The sequence below is a fragment of the Streptomyces sp. NPDC051921 genome (assembly GCF_040680975.1).
GTDB lineage: Bacteria > Actinomycetota > Actinomycetes > Streptomycetales > Streptomycetaceae > Streptomyces.
Map to the genome: position 1 here is coordinate 152,110 of NZ_JBFAXU010000007.1, position 23,284 is coordinate 175,393.

The following is a 23,284-nucleotide window of genomic DNA, read 5'->3' on the forward strand; positions in this document are numbered from 1 at the left end:
GCGGGGCATGGGTTACGTTCCGGTGCGTGATCGTCGTCGCCGGTGAGTCCCTGATCGACCTGGTCCCCGACGGGGCGCCGGGCCCCCTCTCCCCGCTGCTGCCCCGCCCGGGCGGCGGCCCGTACAACACGGCCGTGGCCCTGGGGCGGATCGGCGCGGACGTGGCCTTCTGCTCCCGGGTCTCGACGGACGCCTTCGGGGAGGCGCTGCTGACGGGGCTGCGGACGGCGGGGGTCGCGACCGGTCTCGTCCAGCGCGGGCCGGAGCCGACGACACTGGCGGTCGCCTCGGTGGGCGCGGACGGCTCCGCGCACTACGCCTTCTACGTGGAGGGCACCGCGGACCGGCTCTTCACACTGCCCGAACGGCTGCCGGAGGGGGTGCGGGCGGTGGCCTTCGGGACCTGCTCACTGGCCCTGGAGCCGGGCGCGAGCGCGTACGAGGCGCTGCTGCGGCGCTCGTCGCGGGAGGGCGCCTTCACGCTGCTGGACCCGAACGTCCGGCCGGGGCTGGTCCCGGACGCGGCGGCGTACCGGAAGCGGTTCGCCGGCTGGCTGCCGTACGTCTCGCTCCTCAAGCTCTCCGAGGAGGACGCGGCCTGGCTGGGCGGCGGCCCGGAGGAATGGCTGGCCGCCGGGCCGGACGCGGTGGTGCTGACCCGGGGCGCCGGGGGCCTGACCGTCTTCACCGCCGACCACGAGGTGTCCGTGCCGGGCGTGCGGGTGCGGGTGGTGGACACGATCGGGGCGGGTGACACGGTGAACGCGGCGCTGCTGCACGGCCTCGCGGACCGGGCGCCTTCCGCGCTGTCCCGGGAGGACTGGCGGGAGCTGCTGTCCTTCGCCGCGCGGGCGGCGGCGGTCACCTGCACGCGGGCGGGCGCGGAGCCGCCGTACGGGCACGAGCTGGGCGACGCCTGAGGGGGCGGCCCCGTCCTCGCGGCGGGGCCGCCCCCTCGTGTCGTGGGCCGGTGTCGACGTCCGTCAGGCCTTGCGGGCCCGGGTGGCCGTCTTCTTGGCGGCGGTCTTCTTCGCGGGCGCGGCCTTCTTGGCGGCCGCGGCCTTGGTCGCCGTCGCCTTCGTGGCCGTCGCCTTCTTGGCGGGGGCCTTCTTGGCGGGCGCGGCCTTCTTGGCGCTGCGCGCGGCAGGGACCGTCGGGGCGTCGCTGATGCGGTCGGCGCCCAGGATCTCGCGCAGGAACTTGCCGGTGTGGCTGGCCGGGACCGAGGCGACCTCCTCCGGCGTGCCCTCGGCGACGACCAGGCCGCCGCCGCTGCCGCCCTCGGGACCCATGTCGATGATCCAGTCGGCGGTCTTGATGACGTCCAGGTTGTGCTCGATGACGATCACCGAGTTGCCCTTGTCGACGAGGCCGGACAGGACCTTGATCAGCTTCGAGATGTCCTCGAAGTGGAGGCCGGTGGTCGGCTCGTCCAGGACGTAGACCGTGCGGCCCGTGGAGCGCTTCTGGAGCTCGGAGGCGAGCTTGACGCGCTGCGCCTCGCCGCCGGAGAGGGTCGGCGCGGACTGGCCGAGCCGGACGTAGCCGAGGCCGACCTCGTGGAGCGTGCGCAGGTGGCGGGCGATGGTCGGGACGGCCTCGAAGAAGTCCAGTGCCTCCTCGATCGGCATGTTCAGGACCTCGGCGATGGACTTGCCCTTGTAGTGGACCTCCAGGGTCTCCCGGTTGTACCGGTCGCCGTGGCAGACCTCGCACGGGACGTAGACGTCCGGGAGGAAGTTCATCTCGATCTTGATCGTGCCGTCGCCGGAGCAGTTCTCGCAGCGGCCGCCCTTGACGTTGAAGGAGAAGCGGCCGGGCAGGTAGCCGCGGACCTTCGCCTCCATCGTCTCCGCGAACAGCTTGCGGACGTGGTCGAAGACGCCGGTGTACGTGGCCGGGTTCGAGCGCGGGGTGCGGCCGATCGGAGACTGGTCGACGTGCACGACCTTGTCGACGAGGTCGTCGCCGTCCACGCGCGTGTGCCGCCCGGGCACCGACTTGGCGCCGTTCAGCTCGCGTGCCAGGTGCGTGTAGAGGATGTCGTTGACCAGCGTCGACTTGCCGGATCCGGAGACGCCGGTGACGGCGGTGAGGACGCCCAGCGGGAAGGAGACGTCGATGTCCCGCAGGTTGTTCTCGCGGGCACCGTGCACGGTCAGGCTGCGCGTCGGGTCCACCGGGCGCCGGATGGCCGGCGTGTCGATGGCCCTGCGCCCGGACAGGTACTGCCCGGTCATCGACTCCTTGTTGGCGAGGAGCTCCTTCAGGGGGCCGGAGTGGACCACCTTGCCGCCGTGCTCACCGGCGCCGGGGCCGATGTCGACGACCCAGTCGGCGACCTTGATGGTGTCCTCGTCGTGCTCGACCACGATGAGGGTGTTGCCCATGTCGCGCAGCCGCACCAAGGTCTCGATGAGCCGGTGGTTGTCGCGCTGGTGGAGGCCGATGGAGGGCTCGTCGAGCACGTAGAGCACGCCGACCAGTCCGGAGCCGATCTGGGTGGCGAGCCGGATGCGCTGGGCCTCGCCGCCGGAGAGGGTGCCGGCGGCCCGGTTGAGCGAGAGGTAGTCGAGGCCGACGTCGACGAGGAAGCGGAGCCGCTCGTTGACCTCCTTGAGAACCCGCTCGGCGATCTTCTTGTCGCGGGCGTTCAGGGTGAGCCGTCGGAGGAAGTCGGCGCAGTCGCTGATCGACATGGCGGAGACCTCGGCGATGGACTTCTCCATCACCGTGACCGCGAGCACGATCGGCTTCAGGCGCGTGCCCTCACAGGTGGGGCAGGGCACCTCGCGCATGTAGCCCTCGAAGCGCTCACGGCTGGAGTCGCTCTCGGCCTCGCTGTGCCGCCGCTTCACGAAGGAGACGGCGCCCTCGAAGGCGGGGGTGGTGTAGGCGCGCTCGCGCCCGTACCGGTTGCGGTAGCGGACCTCGACCTGGGTCTTGTGGCCGTACATGAGGGCCTTCTTGGCCCGCTGCGGCAGCCCGGCGTACGGGATGTCCGTGCGGAAGCCCAGGGCCTGGGACAGGCCGCCGATGAGCCGGCCGAAGTACTCCTTGGTGTGGCCGTGCGACCAGGGGTGGATGGCACCCTCGTCGAGGGACCGCTCCTCGTCGGGGACGACCAGCTCCGGGTCGACCTCCATGCGGGTGCCGATGCCGGTGCAGTCCGGGCAGGCGCCGAAGGGCGAGTTGAAGGAGAAGGAGCGCGGCTCCAGCTCCTCGAAGGACAGGTCGTCGTACGGGCAGTAGAGGTGCTCCGAGTACATCCGCTCGCGCTCGGGGTCGTCCTCGGCGAGGTCGACGAAGTCGAGCACGACCATGCCGCCGGAGAGGCCGAGCGCGGTCTCGACGGAGTCGGTGAGGCGTCGCTTGGCGCTGTCCTTCACGGTGAGGCGGTCGATGACCACCTCGATCGTGTGCTTCTCCTGCTTCTTCAGCGTCGGCGGCTCGCTGAGCTGGATCGTCTTCCCGTCGACCCGGGCCCGGCTGTAGCCCTTGGTCTGCAGGTCGGCGAAGAGGTCGACGAACTCGCCCTTGCGCTCGCGCACCAGCGGGGAGAGGACCTGGAAGCGGCTGCCCTCGGGCAGCTCCAGGACCTTGTCGACGATGGCCTGCGGCGACTGGCGGGAGATCGGCCGGCGGCACTCGGGACAGTGCGGCTTGCCGATGCGCGCGAAGAGCAGTCGGAGGTAGTCGTAGACCTCGGTGATGGTGCCGACCGTCGAGCGCGGGTTGCGCGAGGTCGACTTCTGGTCGATGGAGACCGCGGGCGACAGACCTTCGATGAAGTCGACGTCCGGCTTGTCCATCTGGCCGAGGAACTGCCGGGCGTAGGAGGAGAGCGACTCGACGTACCGGCGCTGCCCCTCGGCGAAGATCGTGTCGAACGCGAGGGACGACTTGCCCGACCCGGAGAGCCCGGTGAAGACGATGAGCGAGTCACGGGGCAGGTCGAGCGAGACGTTCTTGAGGTTGTGCTCGCGAGCGCCACGGACGATGAGACGGTCGGCCACGCCGGTCCGCACCTTTCTTGAGAGAGCGGATGTGCCTGAAGACCCAACAACCAAGGATGCCGGATGCTTCCACCGAGCCTATAGCACGCACATTCGATTTCCGTCCGCCGCTCGCCCGCTTCACCCGAACGAGTGGCGCCGCTGCCGCTTCCGCCCTGGTCCGGGCCCCCGGGACCCTGGCCGGACCGGCCCCGCACCCCCTAGGGTCGGCGCCATGATCGATCATCTGCGCGACATCGCCTCCGTGCGCGAAGCGACCGACCGTCTGCTCGCCGCGGCCGCCTCCCTGGACAACGCGGCGCTGGCCGAGCCGTCACGGCTTCCCGGCTGGACCCGCGGCCACGTCCTGGCCCACCTGTCCCGGAACGCCGACGCCCTCGTGAACGTGCTCCAGGGCCTGCCGATGTACAAGGACGCCGAGACCCGCGACGCCGACATCGAGCGCGACGCCGGCCGCCCCCTGGACGTCCAGCTCGCCGACCTGCGCGCGACCGCCGAGCGCTTCGAGGAGGTGTGCCGCGAGCCCGCCGACTGGGAGCGCACCGTGGAGCTGCGCAACGGCGTCACCGACCGGGCGGCCCGGGTGCCGTTCCGCCGCTGGGTCGAGGTGGACCTGCACCACGTCGACCTGGACGCCGGCTACGACCTGGAGGACCTGCCGGAGGAGTTCCTCCTGCGGGAGATCGAGTTCCTCGCCGACCGCTGGTCCGGCCGCCCCGAGGTCCCCCCGGTGACCCTGCGCCTCGGTTTCGACGAGGGTGACCCCAGCTGGCACACCGGCGGCGGCGAGGGCACGCCGGTCGTCCTCGGCGGAACGGCCGCCGAGCTGCTCGGCTGGCTGTCCGGCCGCGGCGACAAGGGCGCCCACCTCGCCGTCCTGTCCGGCGACGGGCTCCCCGAGCTCCCGCCGCTCTAGCCGCAGTTGCCGCAGTCGCCGCCCCGGGTCACCGACCGGCCGTCGGTGCCCGGGGCGAGGGCCTAGGCTGAAGCCATGACGTACAGCGGAGTGGTGAAGGTCGGCGGGCCCGCCGACGTGCACGAGCTGACCGACCTGATGATCTCGAAGGTCGCGGTCGGCCCGATGGACAACAACGCGTATCTGCTGCGCTGCCGGGCCACCGGCGAGCAGCTGCTGATCGACGCGGCCAACGAGGCCCGCACCCTCCTCACCCTGATCGGTGACGACGGCATCGCCTCCGTCGTCACCACCCACCAGCACGGCGACCACTGGCAGGCCCTCGCCGAGGTCGCCGAGGCCACGGGCGCCACGACGTACGCGGGCCGGTACGACGCCGAGGGCATCCCCGTCAGGACCGACGTCCCCGTCGAGGACGGCGACACGATCAAGGTCGGCCGGGTCGAGCTCACCGCCCGCCGGCTCGTCGGGCACACGCCGGGCTCCATCGCGCTGGTCTACGACGACCCGCACGGGCACCCGCACGTGTTCACCGGCGACTGCCTCTTCCCCGGCGGCGTCGGCAACACGCGGAAGGATCCGGAAGCCTTCGCGAGCCTCATCCACGACGTGGAGACCAAGCTCTTCGACGTGCTCCCGGACGAGACCTGGATCTATCCGGGCCACGGCAAGGACACCACGCTCGGTGACGAGCGCCCGCACCTCGCGGAGTGGCGCGAGCGCGGCTGGTGATCCCCGCGCGCGGGCGGTGACCCCGGGGCACCCCCGCACGCCCCCGTAACCCGGGCGGCGGACGGGTAGTTGGCGCGACATGCGCCACAGTCACGCTCCGTCGCCGCCCGCGGCCCGCCCGTCGCCCTCCATGGGGCGGCTCGCCGCGGCCTCGCTGGTCGGCACGGCCATCGAGTTCTTCGACTTCTTCGTCTACGGGACCGCCGCCGCGCTCGTGCTCGGCCCGCTCTTCTTCCCGACCTTCTCCCCCGTCGCCGGGACCCTCGCCGCCTTCGGCACCTTCGCGGTCGGCTTCGTGTCCCGCCCCCTCGGCTCGGCCCTCTTCGGCCACGTCGGAGACCGCCGCGGGCGGCGCCCGGTCCTGTTCGCCTCGCTGCTGCTCACCGGCGGCGCGACCGTCGCGGTCGGCTGCGTCCCCACGTACGGGACGATCGGCATCGCGGCGCCCGTGCTGCTGCTCGTCCTGCGCTTCCTCCAGGGGCTCGGCCTGGGCGGGGAGTGGGGCGGCGCGGTGCTCCTGACCGCCGAGCACGCCCCGGAGGGGCGGCGGGCGCTGTGGGCGAGCTTCCCGCAGATCGGCCCCTCGGTCGGCTTCCTGCTGGCCAACGGGGTCATGCTGGCCCTGACCGCCGGGCTGAGCGACGCGGAGTTCCGCTCCTGGGGCTGGCGGGTGCCGTTCTGGGCGGCCGGGCTGCTCGCCCTCGCCGGGCTCGGTCTGCGCTCCTCGCTCGCGGAGACCCCGCAGTTCGAGGCGCTGGCGGCCGAGGGCCGGCGGGCGAACGCGCCGCTGCGGGAAGTCGTCCGCGGGCACGGGCGGCTCGTCCTGCTCACCGCGGGCGCGCTGGCCGTCGGCTACGCCGTCTTCTACGCGGTCTCCACGTGGGCCCTGGCCTACGGCACCGAGCGGCTCGGCGTGCCGAGCACGGTGATGCTCATCTGCGTGATGGCGGCGGTCGCGATCCAGGGCGCGCTGACCCCGTTCTTCGCGCTGCTCGGCGACCGCTTCGGCCGCCGCACGCTGTGCCTGGCCGGCTGCGCGGCCTCGGCGCTGTGGATGTTCCCGATGGTCGCGCTGCTGCACACCGGGCGCCCGCCGCTGATGTTCCTCGGCTTCCTGGGCTCGCTGCTGGCCTTCATCACGATGTTCGCCGTGGTGGCCGCGTATCTGCCGGAGCTGTACGAGCCGCGGGTGCGGTGCACGGGCGCGGCCGTCGGCTACAACCTGGCCGGGGTGCTCGGCGGGGCGCTCACCCCGATCGTGGCGACCGCCGTCTCGGACGGCGGCTCGGGCCCTCCGTGGGGCGTGGCCGCCTATCTGACGGTGGTCGCGCTCGTGAGCCTGTGCTGCTTCGCGCTGCTGCCGGAGACCCTCCCGGGAAGGGCGGCGCGGCCCGCCCCGAAGGCGGAGCCGGAGCCGGAGCCGGCATAGCGAAGGGCCGGTGCGGGCGGCTGTGTGCCGCCCGCACCGGCCCTCGCGGCGGGGTCAGGCCCTGACGCTGTCCTTCTCGGCCTCGCCGGTCTCGCCGCGATCCACGGCCCCGGCGATCCGGGCCGCCTCGGCGGCCTCGCGCTGCGCCTGCTTCTTCGACGCGATGAGGCTGGTGATCGTGGTGATGATCAGGACGCCGCAGATCACGGCGAGCGAGAACGGGATGGAGATCTCGGGGACGTGCACCCCGGACTCGTGCAGGGCGTGCAGCACCAGCTTCACACCGATGAAGCCGAGGATCACCGACAGGCCGTAGCTCAGGTGGACCAGCTTCTTCAGCAGACCGCCGATGAGGAAGTACAGCTGCCGCAGGCCCATCAGGGCGAAGGCGTTGGCGGTGAAGACGATGTACGGGTCCTGGGTGAGGCCGAAGATCGCCGGGATGGAGTCGAGGGCGAACAGCACGTCGGTGGTGCCGATCGCGAGCATGACGACCATCAGGGGGGTCAGCACCCGCTTGCCGTTGCTGCGGATGAAGAGCTTGGTGCCGTGGTAGCGGTCGGCGACGCCGAACTTCTTCTCGATGGACTTGAGGAGACGGTTCTCCTCGAACTCGTCCTCCTCCTCGTCGGAGCGCGCCTCCTGGATGAGCTTCCAGGCGGTGTAGATGAGGAACGCGCCGAAGAGGTAGAAGACCCACGAGAAGCTGGCGATGATCGCGGCGCCGGCGGCGATGAAGATCGCCCGGAGCACCAGGGCGATCAGCACGCCCACGAGCAGCACCCGCTGCTGGAGGTGGGAGGGCACCGAGAACTTCGCCATGATCAGGACGAAGACGAAGAGATTGTCGACACTGAGCGACTTCTCGGTGATGAATCCGGCGAAGAACTCGCCGGACGCCTGGCTGTTGCCGAAGATCAGCAGGCCCAGGCCGAAGAGTGCGGCGAGGACGATCCAGACGACCGTCCAGATGCCGGCCTCCTTGACCGACACGTCATGGGGTTTGCGTCCGATGAAGAAGTCGACCGCGATCAGGGCGCCCAGACCGAGAATGGTCAGCACCCACAGGGTCACAGAAACGTCCACTGCGCCTCCGGCGTCGTACGGCTGATGATCAGCCTCGTCGTTGCCGGAGGTCTCTTCCACCCGGGGACGGCCCGGGCCGGCGCCCCGGGATCAGATGTCCGACCTGTCCGTATTGACGGGTACGCCGCGCATAGGGAGTACTCCCCTCCGCACCAAGAACACTACCCGAAGAACCAAGGGAAGGTAAAGAGAAGGGTAAAGTAGATCCAAAACCGCAGGTCAGAGGCGATCCTGCCGCCATTGCCCGCGGGCGTCGGCCAACTGACCGAGGACCTGCCCCAGCACCCCGCTCCCCGCTGGGAAGACCGGCGGCTCGTACGTCCAGGCATGGCCGACCCACGGGTCCGCGAGGTGGTCCTCGGGAACCGGGGTGAGCCGCATGAGGGAACGCCACAGCGGGTCGAGCACCGGCCCGTACGCCGCCGCGTCCTCCCGGTCCGCGACCATCAGCAGGTGCGTGCCGACCGCCGGGCCCTCGTCCGCGAGGTAGCGCAGCTGGTTGACCGCGCGGTCGTCGAAGCCGTGCGGGAAGTCGTGCACGATCAGCAGTTCCTCGGCGGTGTCCAGACCGGGCGGCAGGTCCTCCGACGCACCTGCCCGCAGCGCCATCTGCAACAGGTCGACCCGCTCGGTGAGCTGGGCCAGGACGGCCGTGACGCCGGCCGCTCCGGCGGCCGGCGGGCCCGCGAGCACATCCGACTCGACGAGCGGCGCGAACGCGGCGGCGCCCGCGCCGGCCGCGTCGATCACCCGCACCCGGAAGCGGTCCGCGGGGTGCACGGCGAGCAGCCGCACCGCGTGCGCGACGGCGCTGTCCAGGGCCAGCCGGCGCAACTCGGCGTCGTCCAGCAGTCCGGCTGCCTCGGAGTGGCCGCGCCCCGAGTCCACCCAGAGCCCCCGGCTCAGCGGGAGCCGGGCCAGGAACGGGATGCGCAGCCCGGTCCGCTCGGGCAGGTGGAGATCACCGAGCCGGACGGCCATCGGCGCATCCATGGGCACCCGGTAGGCCTGCCAGACGGGGCTGTCCCAGCGGGCGTAGGCGGCGGGCAGCGCGGGCTCGACCACCTCCGACTCGGCGGCGAGCTGCGCGAGGTCCCTGTCCAGGGCCTCCTGGGCGCAGGCGGTGAGCTCGTCGTGCCTGGCCCTGGCCTCGGCCCGGGCGGCGTCGCCGGTCCCGCCGATCCGGCTGCGCGGGTCGGAGAGGACCCTGTCGAGCTCCTGGTCGAGCCTGGACTCGGCGAACTGGCAGGCGCTGCGGTAGGCGGCGGCGGTGCGGGCCAGGTCCTCGAACATGCCCCACACCTGGTTGTAGAGCCGCTCGTCCATCGACCAGCCGGTGGCGTCCCCGGCGACGGGCGTCGGATACGCGCCGGGGGCGGGGTCCTGCGTCGGCGGCGCGGTGTCGGGGGCGGCGGCCGGTCGGCGGCCCGGGTGGGTGTAGTCGATGGGCCCGCCGGCGGAAGCCTGCTGCGAGGTCGACGCGGGCGGCGGGGTCGACGCGGGCGGGGTAGCGGACGGCGGCGGGGTAGCGGGCGGCGGCGGGGTCGGCGGCTGCGCCTGGGCCGGCTGGCGGACGCGGTCGGTGTCGGTGACCCGCGGCGGTGGGGCGGCGACCGAGCGGGCCAGCCCCTGGGCGACCGCGTCGAGGACGGAGCGAGCGAGCTCGGCGGCGCGGTCGAGGCCCTGGTCGGCGAGGAGGGCGGCCAGCCCGCCCTCGTACCCCTGGCCGACGGCCCGGACCTTCCAGGCACCCTGGCGCCGGTAGAGCTCCAGGGCGACGAGCGCCGACTCCCGGTCGAGCCCGGTGATCGTGTAGCCCGCGATGCCGGTGCCGTCGGGGCCGGTGACGGTGACGACGGGCGCGGTGGAGGACCCGAAGCGGGGCGGGCCGTCCACGCCGACGGGCAGGGCGAGGAGGACGGAGACCCGGTGGACGGTGTCCCGTACCGCCTCCAGGTCGACGGCGATCCGGTGCTCGGTGGCGGCCTGCCGGGGCACCTCGACCCCGGGCAGCGCGGCGGCCCCGGGATGCGCGACGGCCTCTGCCCCCGCGATCCGGCCCTGCTCGTCGCCCAGGGTGGCCGCGGCGACGACCGGATGACCGGCCGAGACCCGGATCTCCAGGCGGGTGTGGGGCAGGGGGTGGTTCTGCCCCCGGGCCAGCTCGGCGGTCATCTGCTCCGTCTCTCCGTGCGCGTGCCTGTGCTGAAGGGGCCCGCTCCGGGCCCCTGTTCCGGGTCCGTTTAGAGGACCGGGAGGATCGACGGCATCAGGTCCTGGAAGGTGCGCCCGTTGGCCGGGTTGCCCAGGGCCGTCATCTGCCAGCCCGCGCCGGCCCGGTGCACCTTGGCCATGATCTGGGCCGTGTACTGGCCGCCGCCGTTCAGGGTGTAGCGGGCGAGCTCCTGGCCGTTGGTCTCGTCCACGAGACGGCAGAACGCGTTCTGCACCTCCTGGAAGGTCTGGCCGGTGAAGGAGTTCACCGTGAACACGATCTGGGTGATGTGGACCGGGATGCGCTGGAGGTCCACCAGGATCGACTCGTCGTCGCCGCCCTGACCCGCGCCGCCGACCAGGTTGTCACCGGTGTGGCGGACGGAGCCGTCGTCGCTGACGAGGTGACGGAAGAAGACCACGTCGACCGGCTGCTTGTCGGCGAAGAGGACGGCGGAGGCGTCCAGGTCGATCTCACGGGTGCGCGAGCCGAACAGGCCGCGGCGGGGCGCCGCCTGCCAGCCGAGACCCATCCGCACGGAGGTGAGGCTCCCTCCGTCCTTCTTCTCCAGGCTGATGGCCTGCCCCTTGGTCATGTTGACCGTCACGCGCTGCCCCTCTCATCGGTGTGAGCAGCACCCTACGCAGGGGCACTGACAACGTGCCCGGACAGGCCCGGTTTTGTGTCGGTCTTGCAACACAGCGGGCCGGTCCGCGCGGGGCGTGGGGCGGGCGGGTCAGGCGAGCCCCGCCTCCTTCATCTGGCGCAGCTCCTTCTTCAGCTCGGACACCTCGTCGCGGAGCCGGGCGGCGACCTCGAACTGCAGCTCGGCGGCGGCGGCCTTCATGCGGTCGGTCATCTCCTCGATGATCCCGGCCAGTTCGGTCGCCGGGCGCTCGCCGAGCTCGACGGTCGCGCCGGCCTTCGCGCCCTTGCCCTTCGGGGTGTGGGCGGCGAGCGAGGGGACCGGGGACTTGGCGCCCTTGCCGTCCTTGCCCTTGCGGTAGCCGGTGCCGAGCAGCTCCTCGGTGTCGACCTCCTCGCGCGCGATGGTCGCGACGATGTCGTTGATCTTCTTGCGCAGCGGCTGCGGGTCGATCCCGTTGGCCGTGTTGTAGGCGACCTGCTTCTCGCGGCGCCGGTTGGTCTCGTCGATGGCCTGCGCCATCGCCGGGGTGACCGTGTCGGCGTACATGTGGACCTGGCCGGACACGTTACGGGCGGCGCGGCCGATGGTCTGGATGAGCGAGGTGCCGGAGCGCAGAAAGCCCTGCTTGTCGGCGTCGAGGATGGCGACCAGGGAGACCTCGGGCAGGTCGAGGCCCTCACGGAGCAGGTTGATGCCGACCAGCACGTCGTACTCGCCGGCCCGCAGCTCGCGCAGCAGCTCGATACGGCGCAGGGTGTCGACGTCGCTGTGCAGATAGCGGACCTGGATGCCCAGTTCGAGGAAGTAGTCGGTGAGGTCCTCGGCCATCTTCTTGGTGAGCGTGGTGACCAGGACCCGCTCGTCCCGCTCGGTGCGCAGCCGGATCTCGTGCACCAGGTCGTCGATCTGGCCCTCGGTGGGCTTCACGACGACCTCGGGGTCGACGAGGCCGGTCGGGCGGATGATCTGCTCGACGAAACCGTCCCCGCGGGACAGCTCGTAGGTGCCGGGGGTGGCGGAGAGGTAGACGGTCTGGCCGATCCGCTCCTGGAACTCCTCCCACTTCAGCGGGCGGTTGTCGAGCGCGGAGGGCAGCCGGAAACCGTGGTCGACGAGGGTGCGCTTGCGGGAGGCGTCGCCCTCGTACATGGCGCCGATCTGCGGGACGGTGACGTGCGACTCGTCGATGACGAGCAGGAAGTCCTCGGGGAAGTAGTCGAGGAGGGTGTTGGGCGGGGAGCCGGGCTCGCGCCCGTCGAAGTGCATCGAGTAGTTCTCGATGCCGGAGCAGGAGCCGATCTGACGCATCATCTCGATGTCGTACGTGGTCCGCATGCGCAGCCGCTGGGCCTCCAGCAGCTTGCCCTGCTTCTCCAGCTCCTTGAGCCGCTGCTCCAGCTCGGTCTCGATGTCGTTGACGGCCCGCTCCATGCGCTCGGGACCGGCGACGTAGTGGCTGGCGGGGAAGACGTAGAGCTGCTGGTCGTCGCTGATGACCTCGCCGGTCAGCGGGTGGAGCGTGGAGAGCGCCTCGATCTCGTCGCCGAACATCTCGATGCGGACGGCGAGCTCCTCGTAGACCGGGAAGATCTCGATGGTGTCGCCGCGGACCCGGAAGGTGCCGCGGGCGAACGCCACGTCGTTGCGCGTGTACTGGATGTCGACGAAGCGGCGCAGCAGCTGGTCGCGGTCGATCTCGTCGCCCACACGGAGGGAGACCATGCGGTCCACGTACTCCTGCGGGGTGCCGAGGCCGTAGATGCAGGAGACGGAGGCGACCACGACCACGTCGCGACGGGTCAGCAGCGAGTTGGTCGCGGAGTGGCGCAGCCGCTCGACCTCCTCGTTGATCGAGGAGTCCTTCTCGATGTAGGTGTCCGACTGCGGGACGTACGCCTCGGGCTGGTAGTAGTCGTAGTACGAGACGAAGTACTCGACCGCGTTGTTCGGCAGGAGCTCGCGGAACTCGTTCGCCAGCTGCGCGGCCAGTGTCTTGTTCGGCGCCATGACCAGGGTGGGGCGCTGGAGCTGCTCGATCATCCAGGCGGTGGTCGCCGACTTGCCGGTGCCGGTGGCGCCGAGCAGCACGACGTCCTTCTCGCCGGCGCGGATGCGCCGGTCGAGCTCGGCGATGGCCGCCGGCTGGTCGCCGCTGGGCTGGAAGGGGCTGACGACCTCGAAGGGCGCCACCGTACGTTCGATCTTGGAAACGGGCCGCATGCAACCACCGTACGACCCGGCGCTGACAGCCGGAGGGTGATCGGCCCGGGCACCGGTCGTACGGGCCCGCTCACCAGTCCTGGGAGCGGTACGCGTCGCGCTGGACGGCCCTGCGGCCGGTCCGGGCGGCGGGCCGGGCGGAGGACCAGTTCGCGGGCTCCCCGTAGGCCGGGGCGCGGCGCGGGGCGGGCACGCCGGGGGCGCCGTGGCGGTAGCCGCCGCGGGCGCTGGGCTTCTGCCAGTCGGGCTCGCCCATCACGAGCAGCGGGTCGAACATGACCACGACGGCGGCGAGCAGCAGGAAGACGCCCGGCCCGACCAGCATGGGCAGCAGGAGCGAGGTGGCGCTGTCGCCGGTGCCCGGCGGGGCCTTCGTGCCGTGCAGCTCGACGTCGACGGCCGCCATGGCGGTGTAGTGCATGCCGCTGACCGCGAGCCCCATCACCAGGCTGGCGCCGAGACTGGCCAGGAAGCCGTGGACGGAGACGGCGGCCCACAGCGAGGCGGTGGCCGCCACGACGGCGATGACGACGGACAGGGCGACGGTCAGCGTGTCGTACTGGATCTGTCCGTGCAGGCGCATCCCGGCCATGCCCAGGTAGTGCATGGTCGCGACGCCGAGGCCGGTGATGGTGCCGCCGGTCACCAGGGTGAGCGCGGTCGCGCCGCGGTAGCCGACGATGAAGATGCCGATGCCGACCATGACGACGGCGACGCCCAGGCTGGCGAAGGTGATGGGCCGGTCGTAGCTGATCGGCGCCTGCTGGACGGAGAAGCCCATCATGGCGATGAAGTGCATGGTCCAGATGCCGGTGCCGATGGAGGTGGCGCCGAGGGCGAGCCAGCCCGCCTTGAAGGTGTCGTCGTGGCGCAGTGACCTGGTGGTGCAGCGCAGGCCCAGCGCACCACCCAGGCAGGCCATGAGAAAGGCCGCCACCGGCGTGACGAGTCCGTAGCTGAATCCGTCGACCGTGCCCTGCATGAGCGCTGTCCTCCACCCCTGGTGCAACGTCGTCCGAAAACAGTCGGTACCGCTGAGTAGTGCTACCGGATTATGGCGCCCGCCGCGGCCCTCGGGCCACGGGGTCCAGGAATTGATCTGCCGCGTTGTCGGTGCCGGGTCGTACCGTGATCGGCATGGAGCGCAAGAAGCCGGTGACGGAGCGGTCGGTGGGTCGGGTGGAGTGGGCCGTGGTGCCCAGCAGCATTGGCCCGCTGCTGCTCGCCGCGACGGACCGGGGCCTGGTGAGCGTGGTCTTCCACGCCGACGGACGGGCGCGGGAACGGGCTCTGGAGCGGCTGGCAGGGGCGCTCGGCGGGGAGCTCGTGGAGAGCGCGTCGGGCCGCCTCGCCGAGCCGATCCGACAGCTCGCGGCGTATTTCGACGGGGGGCTGCGGAGCTTCGACGTCAAGCTGGACTGGACGCTGGTGACCGGATTCAACCGCCAGGTGCTGCGCGAGCTGGCGGACGGCGTCCCGTACGGGACGGTGGTCGGGTACGGGGACCTGGCCCGCCGCGTCGGGCAGCCCGCGGCCGCGCAGGCGGTGGGTGCGGCGATGGGGTCGAATCCGCTGCCCGTGGTGGTGCCCTGCCACCGGGTGGTGGAGAGCGACGGTGGGATCGGCGGCTTCGGCGGGGGCCTGGAGACCAAGCGGCGGCTCCTGGCGCTGGAGGGGGTGCTGCCGGAACCGCTGTTCTGAGCGGACGGGAGCCGACCCGGCCGGGCGGCGGGCGACGTGCGGTCCGGGCGTTCCCACGTGGTGGGACGGCTGGCACTATGCGTCAGTGACCAACACGCCCGACGCTCCTGACGCGCTCCTGTCGACCGCGATACCCACCCCCGTCTCCCCCGCCGCGCTGCCCGCCCTGCGCCGCCGCATCCAGGCGGTGCTGATCGCCACCCAGATCCTCGGCGGGCTGGGCATCGCCATCGGAGTCGCCCTCGCCGCGGTCCTCGCCAAGGACGTGAGCGGCACGGAGGCGCTGTCGGGACTCGCCTCCACGGCCTCCGTGGCGGGGCCCGCGCTGCTCGCGATGCCGCTCGCCTCGCTGATGACCCGCCGCGGCCGGCGCGCCGGGCTCGTGCTCGCCTACCTCGTCGGGGCGCTCGGTGCGGGCGTCGTCGTCCTCGGCGCGGTCCTGGACAGCTTCCCGCTGCTCCTGGCCGGCCTGGTCGGCTTCGGGGCCGGCTCCTCGGCCAACCTCGCCGCCCGGTTCGCCGCCGCGGACCTCGCCGAGCCGGACCGGCGGGCCCGGGCCATCTCCACCGTGGTGTGGGCCACCACCATCGGCGCCGTCCTCGGCCCCAACGTGGCCGCCCCCGCCGGCCGGAGCGTGGCGGGCCTCGGCGTCCCGGCGGCGGCCGGACCCTTCGTCTGGGCGTCGGGCGTGTTCGTGATCTCCGCCGTGATGGTGGCACTGCTCCTGCGGCCCGACCCGCTGCTCACCGCCCGGGCGCTGGCCGGGCCCGAGGAGGCCGCCGCGGCCGACGGGCGCTCCCTGAAGGCCGGGCTGCGAGCGGTACGGACGTCCTCCCGCGCCCGGCTCGCCCTGGTGACCGTGGCCGGCTCGCACACCGCGATGGTCTCCATCATGTCGATGACCCCGGTCGCGCTCAGCCACCACGGCGCGGACATCCGGCTGATCGGCCTGGTGATCAGCGGACACATCGCGGGCATGTACGCCTTCTCGCCCGTCATGGGCTGGCTGTCCGACCGGCTCGGACGGCTCGCGGTGATCGGCCTGGCGGTGGCCCTGATCTCGGTGGCCGCGCTGCTCGCAGGCACCGCGGGAGCGAGCCACGGACAGGTCGCGCTCGGCCTTTTCGTCCTCGGCCTGGGCTGGTCGGCCGGGCTCGTCTCCGGCTCGGCGCTCCTGACCGACTCCGTCCCGACGGCGGCCAGGGCCGCCGTCCAGGGCCTCTCGGACTTCATCATGAACACCTCGGCCGGCGTCGGTGGCCTCGCGGCCGGCCTGATCGTCTCCCAGGCGGGGTACGGCTGGCTGAACGTGGTCGGGGCGTGCCTGCTGCTGCCCATGACGCTGCTCGCGGTGCGGGGCGCGGTGCGGCGGGGCTGAGGGCGTCGCGGACCGACATCGGATCCCGGGTCCCCTCACCTCGGTACCGCCGGTGACGTCGCCCCCGTGACCAGCCGCCGAGGCGCTCCCGTGCCGTCGGCCGGCACGGTCCACACCGCGCCCTCGTACCCGTAGGCCACGGTGTCCGGGCCGGTCCAGGCCGCCTGGTCGTCGACCGAGCGGGCCTCGGCGAGCGGGTGCTCGCGCAGGGTGGCGAGGTCGAGGACGTGCAGGCGCCAGGGTGCGCGGGGGTCGGTGGAGACCTTCTTCTTGTAGGCGACGCGGGTGCCGTCCGGCGAGAGCGACGGGCACTCGACGTTCTCCTTCAGCGCCCGGGCCGACCACTTCCTCAGGTCGCCCTCGACCAGATAGGTGTGCCCCTGGGTGGCGACGGTGGCGTAGAAGCGGTTGTCGTCGCGGGCGAAGGTGACGCCCCAGTAGTTGACGTCGGGCGCGTGGTGGCGGCGCCCGTCCAGCGTGAGCGGGATCTGCTCGATGCTCTTGATCAGATAGCCGGTGCGCAGGTCGAGGATCGAGGTACGGGTGGAGAACGCCGAGGTGGCGTAGGAGTCACCGCTCGCGAAGGTGGTCCAGGCCAGCACCCGTCCGGAGGCGGAGACCCGGGCGCGGTTGGGGATGCCGGGGAGGCTCATCCGGCGCAGCTCGCGCAGTCGCCGGTCGAGGACGAGGACGTAGGAGCGGGCCGGTATGCCCGGCCGCAGCTGGAGGCAGAGCGCGGTGTCCCCGTCGGCGTGGAAGCGGTCGCAGCGGGGCCCGAGCGCCACCCGGGCGCCGGGCGCGCCCGGTTCCTGACGGGCCACGCGCCCGGTGGCGGTGTCGCGGAACCAGAGCGCGCCCGGGGAGCCGGCGTCGAGGGTGAAGCCCGCGTCGGCCGTCGCGGCGGTGGTGTCGGGGCGTCCGGCGGCGGCGCGCAGGGTGTACGCGGTGGCCCCGCCGGCGAGGAGCAGGACACCGAGGACGAGCGCCCACAGGCGGCGCCGGTTCGAGGCGGTCACGGCTGTCACGACGGTCATGCGGAAGTCTCCTTTCCGGAGGGCGACGTGAAGCCCGAGGGGGGCTCGGATGCCGGGACCGGCTCGGATCCCGACGACGGACCGGACCCCGACGGCAGCTCGGATGCCGGGACCGGACCGGTCGGCAGCAGGCGGCTCGCGCCGCACAGGGCCGCCGCGAGTCCGGCGAGCGCGAGGAGGAGCGCCGTCGTCGCCCCCCACAGGGTCCAGGCGGCCCCGAAGCCGGCCGCGGCGCCCACCTTGGCGAGGGCCTGCGCGGTCTGGACGAGCGCGAGTCCGCTCGCGCGTCGTCCGGGCGGCAGGAGCGGCCCGGTGAGCGCCATCAGGACGCCGTCGGTGGCCGCGTAGAAGACCCCGAGCAGGACCGGGACGCCCACCAGGAGCACCGGTCCCGGCCCGGGAGACAGGAGCAGTCCGAGTGCCAGGAGCAGGGCCCCGTGCCCGTACAGGAAGGGACGGCGGCGGCCGAAGCGGTCGGCGAGCCGCCCGACCGGTACGGCGAGCAGCAGGTAGGCGGCCGAGGCACCGAGCGGCAGGACCGGGAACCAGGTGGCGTCCAGTTCGGTGCGCTGCTGCAGCAGCAGGTAGAGGAAGGCGTCGCCGACGGTGGCCGCACCGAGGAGCGCGGCGCCGAGCACGACCCGTCGCACCCGGGGCAGCCGGAGCGGGGCGGCGAGGTCGCGCACGCGGTGGCCGGCGCCCACCGGCTCGCGCCGCCCGCCGGGTACGAGGACGACGAGGAGCAGCAGCCCGAGGAGTCCGGCGCAGAAGCTGACGACGAAGACGGCGTCGTACGCGTCGGCGGTGGCCCAGAGGAGCGCGAAGGCGGCCAAGGGGCCGAGGAGGGCGCCGGTGGTGTCCATGGCGCGGTGGACGCCGAAGGCGCGGCCGAGTCCGTCGGGCGGGCTGGCCAGGGTGATCAGGGCGTCGCGCGGGGCGGTCCGGATGCCCTTGCCGAGCCGGTCGGCGGCGAGGGCGGTGGCGATCCCGCCGGTCGCGCCGCCGGCCAGGAGCAGACCGAGCCGGGAGCAGGCGGAGAGCGCGTACCCGATCCCGGCGACCGTCTTGTGGCGGCCGTGCCGGTCGGCCGCGTGGCCGCCGACGAGCCGGACGAGCGCGGTGGCGCCGGTGAAGAGGCCGTCCAGGAAGCCGAACTGGAGCGGGGTGAGGCCGAGGCCGAGGACCAGGTACAGCGGCAGGACGGCGGTCACCATCTCGGACGAGACGTCGGTGACGAGGCTGACCGTGCCGAGGGCGAGGACGGTGGCGGAGACGCGCCGCCGCGCCCCGGAAGGGGCGGGCGACGCGTCCCGGCGACCGGTGGTCGCGAGGTACATCAGTGGCAGGTGTAGGTCGGGCCGGTGTCCTTGACCTGGCCGTCGGTGCCGACGTACTGCCAGGTGTACGTGGTGTCGGTGAAGTCCAGCTTCAGCACCCCGTACGGGCCGCTGATCCGCTTCTGGCTGTTGGGCTGCACCGTCTCGATGGGGTACGGCTCGGCGCCGCCCATGCCGCCGACGATCTCGACGATGCCGTCGGCGGTGGCCCGGCCGGCGGGGTCCTGCGGGGCGAAGCGCTCGTAGTGGTGGTCGTGCCCGTTGAGGACGAGGTCGGCCTTGGCGGCGTAGAGGATCTGCCAGACGGGCTTGGAGACGGGGTCGTTGCCGTGGCCGCCGGAGGAGTAGAGCGGGTGGTGGAAGTAGGCGGCGACGCAGCCCTTGGTGGTGCGGGCGAGGTCGTCCTTGAGCCACTGGATCTGGGCGGGGTCGTCGAAGGAGTTGGAGTCGAGGGCGAGGAAGTGCCAGTTGCCCTCGTCGTAGCTGTAGTAGGGCTTGCCCTGGGGGTAGGCGATCGCGCCGAAGTACGACTTGTAGCCGGCGAGCGGGCCGGCCGGGTCGTACGTCTCGTGGTTGCCGGGGACGGGCCGGGTCTTGGCCTTGAAGGCGCCCCAGGTCTTGTCGTAGTAGTTCCGGTAGTCGGACAGCCGGGCGTCGTCGTACTGGTTGTCGCCCATCGTCAGGTAGAACTTCGGGTTGATCCGCTGGGCCTGCGCGGCCGTCTTGGGGTGGGCGCAGGAGCTGCTGGAGGCGGTGCACTGGGCGGCGATGTCACCGGCGGCGACGACGGTGAAGGCGCCGGTGGTGGGCGGCGTGGTCGTGGGCGGGGGCGTCGTGGGCGGGGTGGTGCTGTCGGGCGTGCCGTAGACCTCCACCTCGTACAGGGAGTAGCCGTACGAGGTGCCGCGGGCGGTGCCGTAGACGCGGACGTAGCGCCCCTTGCCGGCGAGTCCGGTCCAGTCGTCCGTCCCGCCGTTGCCGGCGGTCTCGGTGGCGAGTGCGGTCCAGGTGGCGCCGTCGGCGGAGATCTCGACGCGGTAGGCCTTGCCGTAGGCGGCCTCCCAGTTGAGGCGGACGCGGGAGACGGAGGAGGGCGCGCCGAGGTCGACGCGGAGCCACTGGGGGTCGGAGCCCTCGGCGCTGGCCCAGCGGGTGGAGGAGTCGCCGTCGAAGGCCTTGGCGGGGGTGAGGGTGGCGTCCTCGTCGGAGGACGAGGTGGCGGGCTTGCCGCGGGAGAGGAGCGGGTCGGCTGCGGCGGCGCGGCCGGTGGCGGCGAGGACGAGGCCGCCGGTGACGAGCAGGACGGCCGCGAGGAGCAGGGACAGGGTGGTGGTGCGGCGCGGTGGGGCGGAGGTGTTCAGGTGCATACCTGGGACTCCCTTGCCTGGAAAGGGTGAGAGCTGGGCACCGGTGCGGGGCAGCGCGGTCCGACCCCGTGGCGGCGGGCGCCACGGGGCGGGCGCGGTGCGTGGCGGCCGGGTCAGAGCTCTCGCTGAGCGCGTCACGCCCGCTCCCCCGGGGGAGCGCGGAGCGGGCGCCGCGCCAAGCCGCCGCCCGGGATGCTAGCTGATAGGAAAGTTTCCTACCAGACCTTGGGCACGCCGCTCCCCGTCGCACCTTCCGCCCACCCTCCGGAGCACGGTGCGGCACGCGGTTCGGCGCACCACCGGCTCCCCCACGCGGACATGGGGGAACCGGCCCGCGGACCCACCTCGTCCCTGGGGCGGGTTCCGCGGCCTCAGAGGCTGATGTGGTACGCCTTGCGCAGGGTCTCGTGGACGGTCCAGGTGGTGCGGTCGCCCTCGCGCAGCACGCAGGCGTCGCCGGGACCGATCTCCAGGGCCGCGCCGCCCTCGACCTCGACCGTCGCGCGGCCGCTGACGACGACGAAGAGCTCGTTCGCCTCGGTGTCGGTGACCACGCCGGGGGTGATCTGCCAGATGCCGCGGACCTGCTTGCCGTCCTCCGACTCCCACAGGACCTTGCCGGTCACCTCGGGGGTGCCGGAGACGATCTGTCCGGGGTCGAGCGGCTCGGGTTCGAGCTCGGCGTCGGGGATGTGGACGGCGAAGGAGGGCTGCGCGTGAGTGGTCATGGGCGGTGACTGTAGCGGGGCTCCGCAGGCCGCGTACGGGGTGGGACCCGATGGAAGGAAAAGCTCCGTTCGCTGCTCCGACCAGGCAGTTCACTCGCCCGCGCGGCGCGACGGAATCCGCAGGCGGGGTTTGCCGCCGGACCGCGCCGGACGAGGCCGCCCGGGGGCGCGGAACCACCCGGCGTGGCACCGATTCCGCAGCGGCCCACCCGTCCGCACCAGAAGGCGGATTCGGCCGCGCGGGCGAGAATTCGCCCCCGGGCGGCGAAAACCGCCCCCCGCGCGGGTGTCGCCCGCGGACGTCGCCGCTGGTCCGGCGCGGCGCCTTTGGTGCGCCCAATGGTGGTCCGGGGCATTGCTCCGCGTCCGCTGGCAGGCGTGCCGCGGGCGCGCCACACTCCCCGCAAGTCCCACACGCGGGACCGGCCTTCCCGTTCCGCCCCCACTCCGGACAGGAGAGTGCGATGCCCCCCACCCATGTCCGCGCCGCCGTCCTCGGCGCCGCGGCCCTGCTGACCGCCGCCATGACCGTGCCGACCGCCTCGGCCGCCCCCGCCGCCCCGGCGCCCGCGGGGACCTCGGCGACCACCGAGCCGGCGCCCGGCGCCTCGTACAAGGCCGCCCACGACACGCTCGGGCACCAGCGCCTGACGCCCGCCCAGCGCAGGGTCGCGGCCGCCAAGCACACCGACGCCATGAGAACGTACGAGCGAGCACTCACGTCCGGCGCCACGGGCACCCTCGCCGGCTACAAGCTCTCCGGCGCGATCCACCAGTCCCAGCAGACCTCCTACTGGTGCGGCCCGGCCACCCTGGTGATCACCCAGTCGGCCCATGACGAGGTCGGCGGCCGATCGCAGCAGGACGCGGCGACCCTGCTGAGGACGAACACGAGCGGCACCGCCTGGTACGGCATCGACATCAACGTGCCCGACCCGACCGGATACCCGATGGCGGACGCGCTCAACCACCGCCTCCCCGGAGCCGGTTACGTGCCGAACGCGCTTCCCTACACCCCGACCGCCACCGACAAGGCCGCCTTCAAGCAGCACATCACGCACAACACCGACAACGACTACGCGATCGCGGGCAACGCCTGGGAGGTGCCGGGCGGTCCGCACCTCGTCGGGCACCCCAACATCGAGATCTTCCACTGGGTCGCGATCGACGGCTACAACACCGACACGGCCGCCGGGCAGGTCGACTACGTCGATCCGGTCGGTGGGGTGAGCACCAGCGTCATCTCGTGGGCGGGTTCGGTGCCGAGATCGGCGCACATCTCGTCCGACACGATCACCACCATCATGGGCGGCCGTGGATACGTCTGGTAGGCGAGGGCCGCGGACCGCTTCGCGGCGCCTCACGGTCCCGTTCCTGACGGGCGCCCTGCTGCTCGCGGGGTGCTCGTCGGGAGGGACCGTCAGGCCGCCCGCCCCCACCCGTACGACCGCACGGGCGGCGGCCTGCGAGGTGGGGCTGCCGACCACGTGGCGCTCCGCGTTCGCCGCGGGCGAGTACCGGCCACCGGCCGGGGAGCGCGCGGTGCTCACGGATACCGGCCCGGGCTGGACGGCACTCCAGCTCACCGGCGCCGACGGGTCCGGCGGACGCCGTGCCGTCCTGGTCCGCGCGGGCGCGACGCCTCCGCACACCCTGCTGCGGTTCGCCGACCCGGTCGAACACCAGCTGCTCGCCGCCGACTTCGACGGGGGCCGTTGGGCCGCGTTCGCCGTCATGGAGGGCCGCACCCTCGACAGCCCGTGGAGCCTGTACGTCGCGGACCTGACCACCGGACGGACGCGGCGGCTCGCCCGCGCCGACCGGCCGGGTCCGCTCCCCCGCCCGGTCGTCCACGACGGCACCGTGCTGTGGGCCCAGGGCACCGGTGCCGGGAGGGCCACGGTGTTCGCCGCCCCTGCCGTCGGCGGGCACGCGCGCGCGTGGCACACGGGAGTCCTCGACACGCCGTTCGCGGCGGGCGGCCTCCTGGTGTGGCGCGAGGCCGACGGCGACCACACCCGGCCGGCGGCCGTCTCCCTGCGGGACGGCCGCCCGGCCGCGCTGCCGCCGCAGGTCGCCGCCCTGCGCGACGTCCGCGCCCTCGTCTCCGACGGCACCACCTGGGCGTGGGTGGCCGGCGAGGCGACGCCCCGGCTGATGGTGTGGCGCCCCGGCGAGACCCGGCCGTCCGCCGTCGTCACCGCCTCCCCCGCCGTGGACGGCATGGACCAGTTGCGGATCGCCGGACGGCTCGTCACCTGGCGCACCCCGGAGACCTCGTACGCCCTGGACCTCGACTCGGGCGCGTACGCGAGGATCACGCCGGCGTACGGCTACGCCGCGGCCGCCGGGAACGCGCTGGCCGTCGCCTACAGCCTCGGGAACGCCAAGACGACCGGCGCGCGGCCCGTGATCCAGGTGGTCGACGCGGCCCGACTGCCCGGACTGCCGGGCTGTGGCTGATGTGCCCCGGTGA

At 72.9% G+C, this 23,284-nt stretch carries 18 protein-coding genes; 8 read left to right on the forward strand and 10 right to left on the reverse strand.

The window, feature by feature from the left end; all coding sequences use genetic code 11:
• Nucleotides 1–26: 26 nt before the first annotated feature.
• On the forward strand, nucleotides 27–920 hold the full coding sequence (locus AB0M16_RS12030) for a carbohydrate kinase (RefSeq protein ID WP_365341583.1): 894 nt from the start codon (nucleotides 27–29) through the stop codon (nucleotides 918–920).
• A gap of 63 nt (nucleotides 921–983) precedes the next feature.
• Here AB0M16_RS12030 and uvrA read toward each other — a convergent pair whose 3' ends face one another.
• On the reverse strand, nucleotides 984–4,016 hold the full coding sequence (gene uvrA, locus AB0M16_RS12035) for an excinuclease ABC subunit UvrA (RefSeq protein ID WP_365341585.1): 3,033 nt from the start codon (nucleotides 4,014–4,016) through the stop codon (nucleotides 984–986).
• Nucleotides 4,017–4,230: 214 nt separating this feature from the next.
• Here uvrA and AB0M16_RS12040 point away from each other — a divergent pair, with 214 nt between their 5' ends.
• The 3 genes from AB0M16_RS12040 to AB0M16_RS12050 all read left to right on the forward strand — a co-directional run bounded on the left by AB0M16_RS12040 (nucleotide 4,231) and on the right by AB0M16_RS12050 (nucleotide 7,093).
• On the forward strand, nucleotides 4,231–4,932 hold the full coding sequence (locus tag AB0M16_RS12040) for a maleylpyruvate isomerase family mycothiol-dependent enzyme (RefSeq protein ID WP_365341587.1): 702 nt from the start codon (nucleotides 4,231–4,233) through the stop codon (nucleotides 4,930–4,932).
• Between the two features lie 75 nt (nucleotides 4,933–5,007).
• Entirely contained in the window at nucleotides 5,008–5,664 is a 657-nt protein-coding gene (locus tag AB0M16_RS12045) for an MBL fold metallo-hydrolase (protein ID WP_365341589.1), read from the forward strand.
• Between the two features lie 130 nt (nucleotides 5,665–5,794).
• The gene (locus AB0M16_RS12050) at nucleotides 5,795–7,093 is read left to right on the forward strand and encodes an MFS transporter (RefSeq protein ID WP_365341824.1); all 1,299 of its coding nucleotides are present in this window, start codon (nucleotides 5,795–5,797) and stop codon (nucleotides 7,091–7,093) included.
• Between the two features lie 54 nt (nucleotides 7,094–7,147).
• On the opposite strand, the gene AB0M16_RS12055 is transcribed toward AB0M16_RS12050, so the two are convergent.
• From AB0M16_RS12055 to AB0M16_RS12075, 5 genes are all read right to left on the reverse strand, one after another.
• Nucleotides 7,148–8,179, reverse strand: coding sequence for a TerC/Alx family metal homeostasis membrane protein (locus AB0M16_RS12055; protein ID WP_365341591.1), 1,032 nt, complete (start codon nucleotides 8,177–8,179; stop codon nucleotides 7,148–7,150).
• Nucleotides 8,180–8,398: 219 nt separating this feature from the next.
• Nucleotides 8,399–10,354: a TerD family protein gene (locus tag AB0M16_RS12060; RefSeq protein WP_365341593.1), complete on the reverse strand. Its 1,956-nt coding sequence runs from the start codon at nucleotides 10,352–10,354 to the stop codon at nucleotides 8,399–8,401.
• 68 nt (nucleotides 10,355–10,422) lie between these two features.
• On the reverse strand, nucleotides 10,423–11,001 hold the full coding sequence (locus AB0M16_RS12065; protein WP_365341595.1) for a TerD family protein: 579 nt from the start codon (nucleotides 10,999–11,001) through the stop codon (nucleotides 10,423–10,425).
• A 129-nt stretch (nucleotides 11,002–11,130) separates the two neighbouring features.
• Nucleotides 11,131–13,263 carry an excinuclease ABC subunit UvrB gene (uvrB, locus tag AB0M16_RS12070; protein ID WP_365341597.1) on the reverse strand — a complete coding sequence of 711 codons (2,133 nt, stop codon included), beginning with the start codon at nucleotides 13,261–13,263 and terminating at the stop codon, nucleotides 11,131–11,133.
• Nucleotides 13,264–13,333: 70 nt separating this feature from the next.
• Nucleotides 13,334–14,245: an MHYT domain-containing protein gene (locus AB0M16_RS12075; protein ID WP_365341599.1), complete on the reverse strand. Its 912-nt coding sequence runs from the start codon at nucleotides 14,243–14,245 to the stop codon at nucleotides 13,334–13,336.
• Between the two features lie 155 nt (nucleotides 14,246–14,400).
• Here AB0M16_RS12075 and AB0M16_RS12080 point away from each other — a divergent pair, with 155 nt between their 5' ends.
• A complete protein-coding gene (locus tag AB0M16_RS12080) occupies nucleotides 14,401–14,964 on the forward strand; it encodes a methylated-DNA--[protein]-cysteine S-methyltransferase (protein WP_365341601.1) in 564 nt (187 codons plus the stop codon).
• A gap of 85 nt (nucleotides 14,965–15,049) precedes the next feature.
• Nucleotides 15,050–16,342, forward strand: coding sequence for an MFS transporter (locus AB0M16_RS12085; protein WP_365341603.1), 1,293 nt, complete (start codon nucleotides 15,050–15,052; stop codon nucleotides 16,340–16,342).
• A 35-nt stretch (nucleotides 16,343–16,377) separates the two neighbouring features.
• Here the strand turns inward: AB0M16_RS12085 and AB0M16_RS12090 are convergent, their stop codons facing one another.
• The 4 genes from AB0M16_RS12090 to AB0M16_RS12105 form a co-directional block, all read right to left on the reverse strand.
• Nucleotides 16,378–17,376: a hypothetical protein gene (locus AB0M16_RS12090; RefSeq protein WP_365341605.1), complete on the reverse strand. Its 999-nt coding sequence runs from the start codon at nucleotides 17,374–17,376 to the stop codon at nucleotides 16,378–16,380.
• Nucleotides 17,373–18,713 carry an MFS transporter gene (locus tag AB0M16_RS12095; protein WP_365341607.1) on the reverse strand — a complete coding sequence of 447 codons (1,341 nt, stop codon included), beginning with the start codon at nucleotides 18,711–18,713 and terminating at the stop codon, nucleotides 17,373–17,375. The genes AB0M16_RS12090 and AB0M16_RS12095 overlap by 4 nt, the downstream gene beginning before the upstream one ends.
• Nucleotides 18,713–20,080, reverse strand: coding sequence for a discoidin domain-containing protein (locus tag AB0M16_RS12100; RefSeq protein WP_365341609.1), 1,368 nt, complete (start codon nucleotides 20,078–20,080; stop codon nucleotides 18,713–18,715). Before AB0M16_RS12100 ends, AB0M16_RS12095 begins: the two co-directional genes overlap by 1 nt.
• A 371-nt stretch (nucleotides 20,081–20,451) precedes the next feature.
• Entirely contained in the window at nucleotides 20,452–20,808 is a 357-nt protein-coding gene (locus AB0M16_RS12105; protein ID WP_365341611.1) for a cupin domain-containing protein, read from the reverse strand.
• 464 nt (nucleotides 20,809–21,272) lie between these two features.
• Between AB0M16_RS12105 and AB0M16_RS12110 the strand changes: the two genes are divergently transcribed.
• Together AB0M16_RS12110 and AB0M16_RS12115 are read left to right on the forward strand one after the other, a co-directional pair.
• Entirely contained in the window at nucleotides 21,273–22,139 is an 867-nt protein-coding gene (locus tag AB0M16_RS12110) for a hypothetical protein (protein WP_365341613.1), read from the forward strand.
• A 211-nt stretch (nucleotides 22,140–22,350) separates the two neighbouring features.
• Entirely contained in the window at nucleotides 22,351–23,271 is a 921-nt protein-coding gene (locus AB0M16_RS12115) for a hypothetical protein (protein ID WP_365341615.1), read from the forward strand.
• Nucleotides 23,272–23,284: the final 13 nt, after the last annotated feature.

Coding starts and splice junctions, on each gene's coding strand:
- AB0M16_RS12040 (WP_365341587.1), top strand. CDS start 4,231: ATGATCGATCATCTGCGCGACATCGCCTCCGTGCGCGAAGCGACCGAC.
- AB0M16_RS12045 (WP_365341589.1), top strand. CDS start 5,008: ATGACGTACAGCGGAGTGGTGAAGGTCGGCGGGCCCGCCGACGTGCAC.
- AB0M16_RS12050 (WP_365341824.1), top strand. CDS start 5,795: ATGGGGCGGCTCGCCGCGGCCTCGCTGGTCGGCACGGCCATCGAGTTC.
- AB0M16_RS12060 (WP_365341593.1), bottom strand. CDS start 10,354: ATGACCGCCGAGCTGGCCCGGGGGCAGAACCACCCCCTGCCCCACACC.
- uvrB (WP_365341597.1), bottom strand. CDS start 13,263: ATGCGGCCCGTTTCCAAGATCGAACGTACGGTGGCGCCCTTCGAGGTC.
- AB0M16_RS12075 (WP_365341599.1), bottom strand. CDS start 14,245: ATGCAGGGCACGGTCGACGGATTCAGCTACGGACTCGTCACGCCGGTG.
- AB0M16_RS12080 (WP_365341601.1), top strand. CDS start 14,401: ATGGAGCGCAAGAAGCCGGTGACGGAGCGGTCGGTGGGTCGGGTGGAG.
- AB0M16_RS12090 (WP_365341605.1), bottom strand. CDS start 17,376: ATGACCGTCGTGACAGCCGTGACCGCCTCGAACCGGCGCCGCCTGTGG.
- AB0M16_RS12095 (WP_365341607.1), bottom strand. CDS start 18,713: ATGTACCTCGCGACCACCGGTCGCCGGGACGCGTCGCCCGCCCCTTCC.
- AB0M16_RS12100 (WP_365341609.1), bottom strand. CDS start 20,080: ATGCACCTGAACACCTCCGCCCCACCGCGCCGCACCACCACCCTGTCC.
- AB0M16_RS12105 (WP_365341611.1), bottom strand. CDS start 20,808: ATGACCACTCACGCGCAGCCCTCCTTCGCCGTCCACATCCCCGACGCC.
- AB0M16_RS12110 (WP_365341613.1), top strand. CDS start 21,273: ATGCCCCCCACCCATGTCCGCGCCGCCGTCCTCGGCGCCGCGGCCCTG.